This is a genomic window from Marinococcus sp. LNHM5E3-2.1 (genome assembly GCF_056034365.1).
This window is the reverse complement of record NZ_JBQLIB010000001.1, coordinates 743,634-752,893: the sequence shown is the minus strand read 5'-3', so window position 1 is coordinate 752,893 and position 9,260 is coordinate 743,634. Positions and strand designations below refer to the sequence as shown.

At 49.5% G+C, this 9,260-nt stretch carries 17 protein-coding genes; 1 reads left to right on the top strand and 16 read right to left on the bottom strand.

Annotation, left to right across the window (positions count from 1 at the left end; genetic code table 11):
* Positions 1-112 precede the first annotated feature (112 nt).
* From tkt to ACTRXH_RS03925, 4 genes are all read right to left on the bottom strand, one after another.
* Positions 113-2,098, bottom strand: a complete 1,986-nt coding sequence (gene tkt / locus ACTRXH_RS03940) for a transketolase (RefSeq protein ID WP_474280680.1) — start codon at positions 2,096-2,098, stop codon at positions 113-115.
* Positions 2,099-2,281: 183 nt separating this feature from the next.
* Positions 2,282-2,521, bottom strand: a complete 240-nt coding sequence (locus ACTRXH_RS03935) for a DUF896 domain-containing protein (RefSeq protein ID WP_474260822.1) — start codon at positions 2,519-2,521, stop codon at positions 2,282-2,284.
* Between the two features lie 67 nt (positions 2,522-2,588).
* Positions 2,589-3,248, bottom strand: a complete 660-nt coding sequence (locus tag ACTRXH_RS03930; protein WP_474260821.1) for a YneB family resolvase-like protein — start codon at positions 3,246-3,248, stop codon at positions 2,589-2,591.
* 27 nt (positions 3,249-3,275) lie between these two features.
* Entirely contained in the window at positions 3,276-3,518 is a 243-nt protein-coding gene (locus tag ACTRXH_RS03925) for a hypothetical protein (protein WP_474260820.1), read from the bottom strand.
* 158 nt (positions 3,519-3,676) lie between these two features.
* On the opposite strand from ACTRXH_RS03925, the gene lexA reads away from it, so the two are divergent.
* A complete protein-coding gene (gene lexA / locus ACTRXH_RS03920) occupies positions 3,677-4,303 on the top strand; it encodes a transcriptional repressor LexA (protein WP_022792125.1) in 627 nt (208 codons plus the stop codon).
* A gap of 50 nt (positions 4,304-4,353) precedes the next feature.
* Here lexA and ACTRXH_RS03915 read toward each other — a convergent pair whose 3' ends face one another.
* From ACTRXH_RS03915 to ACTRXH_RS03860, 12 genes are all read right to left on the bottom strand, one after another.
* Positions 4,354-4,668 (bottom strand): hypothetical protein, encoded by a 315-nt coding sequence (locus ACTRXH_RS03915; RefSeq protein ID WP_474280678.1) that lies wholly within the window; start codon positions 4,666-4,668, stop codon positions 4,354-4,356.
* A gap of 129 nt (positions 4,669-4,797) precedes the next feature.
* Entirely contained in the window at positions 4,798-5,022 is a 225-nt protein-coding gene (locus ACTRXH_RS03910) for a hypothetical protein (protein ID WP_322525010.1), read from the bottom strand.
* A gap of 95 nt (positions 5,023-5,117) precedes the next feature.
* Positions 5,118-5,417: a hypothetical protein gene (locus ACTRXH_RS03905; RefSeq protein WP_474260816.1), complete on the bottom strand. Its 300-nt coding sequence runs from the start codon at positions 5,415-5,417 to the stop codon at positions 5,118-5,120.
* 173 nt (positions 5,418-5,590) lie between these two features.
* Entirely contained in the window at positions 5,591-5,917 is a 327-nt protein-coding gene (locus ACTRXH_RS03900) for a hypothetical protein (RefSeq protein ID WP_474280675.1), read from the bottom strand.
* A gap of 21 nt (positions 5,918-5,938) precedes the next feature.
* Positions 5,939-6,232, bottom strand: a complete 294-nt coding sequence (locus ACTRXH_RS03895) for a hypothetical protein (protein WP_474260814.1) — start codon at positions 6,230-6,232, stop codon at positions 5,939-5,941.
* A 70-nt stretch (positions 6,233-6,302) separates the two neighbouring features.
* Positions 6,303-6,545 carry a hypothetical protein gene (locus ACTRXH_RS03890; RefSeq protein ID WP_022792118.1) on the bottom strand — a complete coding sequence of 81 codons (243 nt, stop codon included), beginning with the start codon at positions 6,543-6,545 and terminating at the stop codon, positions 6,303-6,305.
* A gap of 147 nt (positions 6,546-6,692) precedes the next feature.
* Positions 6,693-6,995, bottom strand: a complete 303-nt coding sequence (locus tag ACTRXH_RS03885) for a hypothetical protein (RefSeq protein ID WP_474280673.1) — start codon at positions 6,993-6,995, stop codon at positions 6,693-6,695.
* 115 nt (positions 6,996-7,110) lie between these two features.
* Positions 7,111-7,290 (bottom strand): sigmaY antisigma factor component, encoded by a 180-nt coding sequence (locus ACTRXH_RS03880; RefSeq protein WP_474280671.1) that lies wholly within the window; start codon positions 7,288-7,290, stop codon positions 7,111-7,113.
* Positions 7,291-7,460: 170 nt separating this feature from the next.
* Positions 7,461-7,724, bottom strand: coding sequence for a hypothetical protein (locus ACTRXH_RS03875; protein WP_474280669.1), 264 nt, complete (start codon positions 7,722-7,724; stop codon positions 7,461-7,463).
* A 245-nt stretch (positions 7,725-7,969) separates the two neighbouring features.
* Positions 7,970-8,191 (bottom strand): hypothetical protein, encoded by a 222-nt coding sequence (locus ACTRXH_RS03870; protein ID WP_462867031.1) that lies wholly within the window; start codon positions 8,189-8,191, stop codon positions 7,970-7,972.
* 252 nt (positions 8,192-8,443) lie between these two features.
* Positions 8,444-8,893 (bottom strand): hypothetical protein, encoded by a 450-nt coding sequence (locus ACTRXH_RS03865; protein WP_474280667.1) that lies wholly within the window; start codon positions 8,891-8,893, stop codon positions 8,444-8,446.
* A gap of 15 nt (positions 8,894-8,908) precedes the next feature.
* Positions 8,909-9,238, bottom strand: coding sequence for a hypothetical protein (locus ACTRXH_RS03860; protein WP_474277693.1), 330 nt, complete (start codon positions 9,236-9,238; stop codon positions 8,909-8,911).
* Positions 9,239-9,260 lie beyond the last annotated feature (22 nt).

Here is a 9,260-nt window from a genome sequence, read left to right as displayed (position 1 = left end):
CTTTTATGTAAAGAAAGCACCGATTCGAAAGATTAAGCACCGGTGCTTAATTTTTCACCCGGATGAAAATAAGAGAAAGCAGCCGGGCGGCTGCTTTCTCATCAACACATAATTATTTGATCAGCTGTCTGGCTGCTTCAGCCACCTTGTCCGGCGTAAAGCCGTACTTTTCAACGACTTCCCCGCCCGGCGCGGACGCACCGAAGCGGTCGATGCCGTACACGGAGCCGTGGGAGCCGACATACTTGTACCATCCGAAGGACGATCCCATTTCCACGGCCATCGCCGGTACGCCGTCCGGTAGCACGGACCGGCGGTATTCCTCAGATTGATGATCGAACGCATGGAAGTTCGGCATGCTGACGACGTTGACCGTCCACCCGTCGTTCTGCAGCTGGGCTTTCGCATCCACCGCGAGGGACACTTCCGATCCCGCAGCGACGAGAAGGAGATCCGGCTTTTCGGCCTGTTCGCCGATCACGTAGGCTCCTTTGCGGACGCCTTCCACCGCTTTTTCCTTCGTGTCTTCGAGCGTCGGTACGCCCTGGCGGGTCATGACGAGCGCCGTTGGCGTCGATTCGCTTTCCATCGCCACGCGCCACGCAGCGACCGTTTCGTTGCCGTCCGCTGGACGGATCACGTTCAGGTTCGGAATCGCCCGGAGCGCCGCCAGCTGTTCCACCGGCTCATGTGTCGGGCCGTCTTCACCGACCGCGATGCTGTCGTGCGTGAATACCTGAGTCAGCGGCAGCCCCATCAACGCGCTCAGGCGCAGCGCCGGACGAAGGTAATCGGAAAAGACCAGGAAGGTCGAACCGAACGGCTTCAGACCGCCGTGCAGCTGAATGCCATTCACCGCTGCCGCCATGGCGAATTCGCGGACACCGAACCAGATGTTGCGGCCGGTGTAGTCGTTACGGCTGAAATCATTCTCCGCTTTGATCAGTGTCTTGTTGGAGCCGGCCAGGTCGGCCGATCCGCCGAAGAGCGACGGCACGGCGGCCGCTACTTCCTGCAGCACATCGCCGGATGCGGCACGGGTCGCTACTTTTTCATCCGTAAAGACCGGCAGATTGGCATCCCAGCCTTCCGGCAGCTCGCCGGCAATCGCCTGTTCGAGTTCGCCGGCGAGTTCCGGGTTCGCCTGCTTGTAGGTGTCAAACAGCTCGTTCCATTCCTGTTCGGCCTTCGCACCGGCCTGCTTGACTTCGTCAAACAGCTCGGTTACTTCCGGCGGGATATGAAACGCGTCGTAGTCCCACTGGTAGGCTTCTTTCACCAGGTTGTACTCCTCGTCGCCGATCGGCGCGCCGTGGGCCGCATTCGTGCCGCCTTTGTTCGGTGCTCCGTAGCCGATGACGGTTTTCACTTCGATCATCGACGGTTTCGGGGACTGCTTCGCTTCTTCGATCGCTGCTTCAATCGCATCAACGTCGTTGCCGTCTTCGATAAAGACCGTGTGCCAGCCGTAGGCTTCATAGCGCTGCAGCACGTTTTCGGAGAACGACTGGTGAAGCGCGCCGTCAAGCGACACGTCGTTGGAGTCGTACAGCACGACCAGGTTGCCGAGCTTCAGGTGGCCGGCGAGGGACGCCGATTCCGAAGCAACGCCTTCCATCAGGTCGCCGTCGCCGCAGAGCACGTACGTGAAATGATCCACCACGGCGTGGTCGTCGGTGTTGTACTTGGCTGCCAGATGGCGCTCCGCCATCGCCATCCCGGTGCCCATGGCCAGTCCCTGGCCGAGCGGGCCGGTGGTTGCCTCCACGCCGGCGGTATGCCCGTATTCCGGGTGGCCCGGTGTCTGGCTTCCCCACTGGCGGAAGTTTTTCAGTTCCTCGAGCGAGAGGTCGTAGCCGCTCAGGTGCAGCATGCTGTATAGAAGCATCGATCCGTGTCCGGCGGACAGCACGAAGCGGTCGCGGTTAAACCAGTCCGGATTGGCCGGGTTGTGGTTCATGGATTTGGTCCAGAGCGCGTACGCCATCGGCGCCGCTCCCATCGGAAGCCCCGGGTGACCCGACTGGGCTTTTTCAATACTTTCGATGGACAGCGTCCGAATCGTGTTAATTGCTAACTGTTCTGTGCTAATTGCCATGCATATGTCCCTCCACTGTATGTATTTTTGGGTGGAAACCCGCACTTATGAGTTGACCCCGCGGGAATTTCCGTGTTCTAGTACGCTTTTATGATAAAGGTTTTAAAACGATTACACAAGCGTGTTAATAGAGAAGAAAATCAAAAGACCTGCTCTTTGTTAAGACCAGGCCTCTCTTTTATCTTAATGCCGGAAGCTGCGGTTCCGTCGTTTGACACGCTCGAGCTTGCTTGGAGTTACATCCGTGCCTTCTTCATCCACCACTTTTACGTTTTCGAGCTGGTTTTTAAACGAGGAACGGAATTTACTTAAATATTCCTGACGCAGCGCCTGCTGTTCTTCTTGTTCTTCTGCAGTCAGCCCCGACGATTTTTGACGTTTGGCTAACTCATTAATCCGGTCAATTTTTTCTTTCGAAAGCATAAGTTGCCTCCCTTAAAATGGCGTTCCTTTTTTATTATATTAAAAACAGCGACGTACCGCAAACAAATCACTGCGGTTCTATCTCTGCGCGCTGCTGTTCATATTCTTTATAACGGCGGTGCACCGTCGCTTTAGAAATATCATAGCCCAGGCCCCGGAGCGTCAGAGCGATATCTTTAAACGTCAGCTCCCGCTGTTTCAGCTTAACAATTTCTTCAATGGGCACCTCTATTTTCTTCCGGCCGCCGCTGCGGTTTAATCCGAAATTTTCTTCCGGGTGGTACCCATTTTCCACCGCCCGCTGCATCCCCCGCTTAATTTTAAAATTATGCAGCCGGCGCTGATGCTCTTCCACTATGGACAAGATTTCCATAATCATATGATCGGTATCCGCAATTTCGAGCTCCCCGTCGTCCTTCACTGTATAGATGGACGTGCCCCTTTTCTGCAGTTCATGGAGCACGGCGATTTTAGCATTTCCGCGTCCAAGCCGCGTATCATCGGTAATCAGCAGTGTATCCGCCCCGGTGTCATCGAGGAGCTCAAACACACGGAGAAGCCCGTCCCGTTCCACGGAATAGCTGCTCTCCTGTTCTGTCACGGTCTGCTGCACCGCCCAACCGTTCGCTGCAGCAAGAGCCTCCAGCTCCTCCTGCTGCCTGGCAAGCGAGGACTGCTGTTCTTCTTTTTCCGTACTTACCCGGGCGTAAATGATGCATGCTTTCATTTATCTGCGTTCCTTTCCGTTCGTGTTTTACTGTTCGGCAGCGTCAAACGAAACCGTTCGTTCCCACGGCTGTTCCTGATACCCCGGCCTGTCCTTCAAAACCGGATGCTCCTGTTCATAGACGATTTCTGCCGGCCGGTCTGCTTCCGTGCCGCCCAGCGTGTCCGGAGTGATCGAAGCGTCCGCTGAATATACCAAAAATAAAAGCGCGAATGCAAATAAGGCAAGCATCGTCCAGTCCGTTGAAGTGAAGGTTTTGAGTTTATTCATATGCATGTTCCCCCTGAATGAGAATGTATGTTCTTATATTCATCCAGTATACCAGAATACCTGTTCCCGTCAACAGAAATATTAGAACGGGTGTTTGCGTTTTTGTTCCCCTCATGCTATACTTTACTCAGAAAAATTCCTCAAAAGGAGGTGCGGAGATGAAGCTATCCAAGCGCCAGCAGCAAATTCTTGATTATATAAAAGAAGAAGTAAAAGAAAAAGGCTATCCGCCTTCGGTCCGGGAGATCGGAGAAGCCGTGGGGCTCGCCTCGAGTTCAACGGTGCACGGGCACCTCGCCCGTCTTGAAAACAAAAATTTAATCCGCCGCGACCCGACTAAGCCGCGGGCAATTGAAGTGCTTGAGCTTGAAGACCAGGGCAGCGAGCCGATTCACGAAAGCAAAGCTGTGTACGTGCCGGTGATCGGTAAAGTCACGGCCGGGGAACCTATCACTGCGGTGGAAAATGTAGAAGAATACATCCCTCTTCCGGAGCGCATGGTGACCGACGAAGAACAGGTATACATGCTTACCATTCAGGGGGACAGCATGATAGAGGCCGGCATTTTTGACGGGGATCTTGTTGTCGTTCAAAAACAGCAGACCGCTGATAACGGCGATATTATTGTCGCTATGACCGATGAAATGGAAGCAACGGTCAAACGGTTTTATAAAGAAGAAAACTTTATTCGCCTGCAGCCTGAAAATGCCACCATGGACCCGATCATTTTAGAAAACTGTACGATACTCGGCAGAGTCACCGGCGTTTTCCGCACCATCTTTTAATCACATAAACGGGGCCGCCTGCTTTAATGAAGCAGGCGGCCCCGTTTCTATTATGCTCGGCACGCAAGCGTCCGGTACGACGTAACAATTTTATTTCCTTCAACATCTCTATCCGTAATCACTATCACTGTGGCTGACGTAATATTTTCCTGTTCGATAAATTCAAGCCCCCGGTGCCAGAGCCATTCATACACCGTTGTCATGTCTACGTTCAGTTCATTTTTCCCCAGCGCTTCTGCCGTAATCTGCATCGACAGCAGCAGCTGGTCGCCCTCAAAGATGTGAAGCACCGGTCCATTAAAATGTTCAGACTCTCCCGGGCTGCCTTCATACGGTCCGTGGTAAAAGTCAAGCAGGCGTGCCATCACGATTCCCCCTTTAACGACTTCGGCGCCGATGCGTGCCTGAAGTTCGTTTTTCTATTGGTGAATTGTGATTCCTTTTCCCTGCACCTTTGCTGCTAAACCCGAATTTCTTCCCCGTCTCCTGAAGGGTTACTGGTCGAGCCACTCTTTAATCTGCTGCTTGTCGTTATCATCAAGGTTGCCTTCTTCAATCCAGTAATTCACCAGCTTCATCATGCCCTGCTTGGAGAGCCCCACCCGGCTGCTGTCGGATGGATGGCTGCTGATGTCCGTTTTTCCGTATTGGTAAATGGATACATACGGCGCCTCCGCGTGGTTTAAATTGTGAAGATCCTTCTTTTCAAAGTGCAGCATTTGTATGCCCCTTTCTATTTTCCAGAATATTTTTTGTACCTGCGTCCGCCACAAAAAAGAGCCTCCCGGGAAGGAAAGCTCCGCTTAGCGTTTGTTTACATGGATTTAGAATACGGTTTGTGACAGATCGAATGATCGATGGTTTCATCGGGTTCACCGCTGTACACACAATCGCAGGTATCTAATACGTAAGTATGCTCTTTGGCGTGAATGACCTGACTTCCCTGATGAAATAACAGTTTTTCATCGGCCGGCTGAAAATCACTCATCGAATGAAGCACCACTTCATAGCCATCGGCGTATTCAATCACCTTGTAATGAATTTCATGACCGTCACTGCTATAGGTCACCTGCGGCTGCGTTCTGCATTTGAATTCCACTAAAGCCACTGTCATCCACCCCCTCCACTTATTTATACCACAGTTTTTTCGGTTCGAGAAGACACCCGGCCGTTTTTTTCCGAAAGAATTTCCTTCCCAAATGAGTGAAAACCGTTTCTCTCTCTGCCTGCCGGAAAAGAAGCCTTTAGCCATTTTCTTCTATATAAATAAAAACAAAAAGCACCCTCTCAGCTCGAGGGCGCTTCGAAATCTCTCAATAAATTGTCGTACGTTTTGTTTATTTCTCCGTCCGTCACGTCCTGCACGGTAATGACAAGACGCTTCCTTTCCGTCGGTGCTTCCTGTTTCAGATAATCCAGGCCGATGCTCCACAGCCAGTCTGGTACGTTTTCTTCCTTTAAACTCGCTTCGGCTGCCATCGCCGAGGTGGTCACCTGGACGAGCAGCACGAGTTCTTCGTCCTGATACACTTCGACTGATTCCCCGGCAAAATGAAGCGGGCGTACGTGGTAGCCTTTCAGCCCTTCCTGGGAAAAATCCGCTTCCTGTGTCATCATCATCCTCCTTTTATTCGATTACGATTGTTCCTGAAGGGCACTGCTTCCTTCAAGCTCTATGCTTTTCTGATCCGACCGGGTGATGTAGGCCTGTCCGCCAAACTGGAACCCTTCCCTGGTGTAAAAATATAAATCCAGCGCAGGAGAAGCACTGTCGAATGCCTGGTGGAAAAATTCCTCGTTGTCGCAGTCTGTAATGGAAACGGTCCAGCGTTCAAGCGGTCCACCGCCTGCCTGAAGGTGACCTTCATTTACCTGAATAACTTCATTTGTGGAGACTGTTTTAACAGCTTCTAGTGCTAGTGTCGGCATCGCGTCCTCCTGAATTTCATTCTTTTAAAAGGGCGGCTTGTATAAAACCGCCCGCGGGATGCGTTAATTTCTATTCGTCTACCTGCCGTTTGTATTCTTCATAAAGCTCGCGGCCTTCTTTTGTGATTTTAATACCGCTGTAAACCGCCTGGTCTTTTTCTCCGGAGGCATCGTCATACGTAACATATCCATGCTCCGCAAGCTCCTGAAAACGATCCTGCTCGATTTCATCCACCGGCGACCATTCGGCGCCGATTTCCCCCCGCTCGACTCTTCCGGCCAGCTGGGCCATTGCTTCTTTTCTCGGACTCATGACTTTCTCTCCTTTCCAATCTTTGAGCATCTTTTCACAGCTATAATCCCCGAATTCGCACGTATTAAACGTTCCCCCGATTTCCGGTTTTCGTGCATATAAAAAAACAGGCGCCAGCTTCCGCTGTCACCCGTTGTCATACCTGCTTTATATCTGCACCAGTTCATCAAGACCATCGAGGTGGCAATGCTTCTTCCCGCCGCCTTCAATGTTTTTAAATTGAACGAGCCCCTGATACTCTGCTTCTTCAGTTTTGAACCGTATACTGATGCTGTTTCGATTGATAAACTCTTCGGAAAACTCCTGTTCTGCATTATAAATGGCCATCGTCCAGGCGCTTTCCCCGATCCGGTCCGGATCGGACGTTTCGAGATACAAGTATGCAGACTCAAATCGCAGCTCCGATTCGTCGAGTACAATTTCGTTAATTTCCTGGGTTTCCTGTTTCATTTTTGTCGCCCCTTCACTCTAATAGGTGCTGCATGTGCCGGCAGAATTCCCGGCTTCTTTTTATGCTATTACACCTCGACGCCGGTTTGAAACCTCGGAAGAGCAGCAGCCGGGCTTACTTCTTCCATTTATGAATGACGTAAAAAGCCACTGCCGGGGTCGGAAACTGTGTTAATCCCCACAGACCCCACTTCCATTTGGCTTTGCCCTGCTTTTCGGCTTCCCGGTAAAGCCACCAGGCCTGAAGCAAAAGCAGCGGAGCCAGCAGCCAGGCGGTATTTCTTTTTTTGTCCATCATCATCTTCCTCTCTGACAAAGACTGGGAGGTGCTTTATTCATTATACTACGCCAATGCCTTTAATACTCCCCCACCTAATAAAAAACCGGACTTCCTGGAAAAAGTCCGGTCCCCCTGTAAGTAATAAAAAAATCCCCCCGGTCCGGTCCCGGCCTGAACGAATCATGTTACATATTGTCCTTCTCTTTCCACTGTTCATTTAACACCGGCAGGTCGCTTACGACAGATATGATTCGTTCGTTTTCCCGAAAATCCCGTATGCCTTTGAGCAATTCCTCTTCAGTGTTAAAAATATGCTTTTCTTTAGCCGGAAATTTTTCCCTAATGTCTTCTTTAGTCCCTACGAACACTTCATTTCCTTCTTCATCGATCACATAAGAAAATTGAGAGATAGCGCATGCTCCTTTCAACTTCTGTTCCACCCAAAGCATAACACTCCTCCGCCCTATTGCATAGGAAACAAACGTTACCAACGCGGTATACATGCGGCACCCTTTTGAAATTACATTGATTCTGCTCCAGTACAAATGTATATAAAAAGAAACAAAAAGGATTTCAGGACAACTACATCACTACAAATAATTATTTCATACAACATATTGTAGTGTATATTTTAAAATACAAAAAACGTCCAGAAACACTGAACACCCTTCATTTATTATCAGCATACGGATGGTTAATATAAAATATATGTGTTTCCGTGAAGCGTCATTGTTTCCTGGTCAAATGGCATATAAATCCTGTCGTACTTCGGGGAAAACGAGCTGTCATCAAGCGCGTGGATGTCAAAGACAAATCCGTCATCGGTTTCCCAGGTTAAACAGTGCAAAAGACTCCCCTCATCGCTTAACAGTACCTGCACATAACGGACATGACGGTTGACATACACGGTAGCCATCGTTTATCCCCCTCTCCTTTATAATACTTCAATTTCAAGTAATAAAGTACTATTATTTTTCTAAAATTACAGAATTTATTTTCTGGTTCTTTTTAACCTGATCCAGCATTTTTCATCGCTGTATATATTCCGTTGTTTTATGTGTTGATACAAAGCGCTGCATTTTACTACATGGTATTGTTTTTAAACTACACATATCGAAATAAAGTCACAAAAAAAGCCCGGAATATATCCGGACTGCAACTGTTGTTTTTATTCTTCTATATAAGGAAGCAGAGCCTGCTTAAATAACATCGATGCCTGTTCTTCATTAAAAACAGTGCCTGTTTCCGTTTCCCATCTGCAGGTATTCAAGTCCTTCAGATAAGCACTGCGGGGACGGACGTCGCTGACGTTGTAGGCAGAGTCGTTGATACGGATTTTAAAGCTCATTTCCAGAAAGCCTTTACGGGTGAACACCTCGCCGGTCTCAATAATAAGCTCGGAAACGCCGTAAAAATATTTTACATGCTTGTTGCTTTTTACTTTTTCTACTTTTAAATCCGACCGGCCGTTAATGGTTCCCATTAATTCATCGAACATGCCTGTAAGCTCCTCGGAGCAGGCGCGTATGCTTTCCATCTGTTTTTCTTCCTCCACGGTGGACGCCTGTTTTTTATTCTGGCGGGCCGTGCTTGATAATTGATGAATCCAATCGTCCATGTAAGAGTCCTCCCTTTAGCGCAGAAATTTCATTTTGCTGTTCACGTCATCGTCAAGCGGCGCGTAGGCCCCTTCGATGTAGTGCCACTTGATCAAGAATTTTGAGCGGACAAACTTTTTCTCGCGCTGTGTCTGCAGCAGCTTTTCCCCGTCTTCATCTTCATCGAGCTCGGCTTCAATTTCGTGTTCGATCCATATGCCCATTTCATCGATGGAATCGATTTTGACGATAATAAACTTTTCCATCGTTTTAGGCGCAAGAATCAATTGCAGAACCTTATCTTCTTTTGCTATATCTGCGAGGGCGATTCTAACATTTTTTCCTATTGAATTTCGAAATGACATATTTACCTCCTGGGGGAAATTT

Coding starts and splice junctions, on each gene's coding strand:
- tkt (WP_474280680.1), bottom strand. CDS start 2,098: ATGGCAATTAGCACAGAACAGTTAGCAATTAACACGATTCGGACGCTG.
- ACTRXH_RS03935 (WP_474260822.1), bottom strand. CDS start 2,521: ATGCTTTCGAAAGAAAAAATTGACCGGATTAATGAGTTAGCCAAACGT.
- ACTRXH_RS03930 (WP_474260821.1), bottom strand. CDS start 3,248: ATGAAAGCATGCATCATTTACGCCCGGGTAAGTACGGAAAAAGAAGAA.
- ACTRXH_RS03925 (WP_474260820.1), bottom strand. CDS start 3,518: ATGAATAAACTCAAAACCTTCACTTCAACGGACTGGACGATGCTTGCC.
- lexA (WP_022792125.1), top strand. CDS start 3,677: ATGAAGCTATCCAAGCGCCAGCAGCAAATTCTTGATTATATAAAAGAA.
- ACTRXH_RS03915 (WP_474280678.1), bottom strand. CDS start 4,668: ATGGCACGCCTGCTTGACTTTTACCACGGACCGTATGAAGGCAGCCCG.
- ACTRXH_RS03910 (WP_322525010.1), bottom strand. CDS start 5,022: ATGCTGCACTTTGAAAAGAAGGATCTTCACAATTTAAACCACGCGGAG.
- ACTRXH_RS03905 (WP_474260816.1), bottom strand. CDS start 5,417: ATGACAGTGGCTTTAGTGGAATTCAAATGCAGAACGCAGCCGCAGGTG.
- ACTRXH_RS03900 (WP_474280675.1), bottom strand. CDS start 5,917: ATGACACAGGAAGCGGATTTTTCCCAGGAAGGGCTGAAAGGCTACCAC.
- ACTRXH_RS03895 (WP_474260814.1), bottom strand. CDS start 6,232: ATGCCGACACTAGCACTAGAAGCTGTTAAAACAGTCTCCACAAATGAA.
- ACTRXH_RS03890 (WP_022792118.1), bottom strand. CDS start 6,545: ATGAGTCCGAGAAAAGAAGCAATGGCCCAGCTGGCCGGAAGAGTCGAG.
- ACTRXH_RS03885 (WP_474280673.1), bottom strand. CDS start 6,995: ATGAAACAGGAAACCCAGGAAATTAACGAAATTGTACTCGACGAATCG.
- ACTRXH_RS03880 (WP_474280671.1), bottom strand. CDS start 7,290: ATGGACAAAAAAAGAAATACCGCCTGGCTGCTGGCTCCGCTGCTTTTG.
- ACTRXH_RS03875 (WP_474280669.1), bottom strand. CDS start 7,724: ATGCTTTGGGTGGAACAGAAGTTGAAAGGAGCATGCGCTATCTCTCAA.
- ACTRXH_RS03870 (WP_462867031.1), bottom strand. CDS start 8,191: ATGGCTACCGTGTATGTCAACCGTCATGTCCGTTATGTGCAGGTACTG.
- ACTRXH_RS03865 (WP_474280667.1), bottom strand. CDS start 8,893: ATGGACGATTGGATTCATCAATTATCAAGCACGGCCCGCCAGAATAAA.
- ACTRXH_RS03860 (WP_474277693.1), bottom strand. CDS start 9,238: ATGTCATTTCGAAATTCAATAGGAAAAAATGTTAGAATCGCCCTCGCA.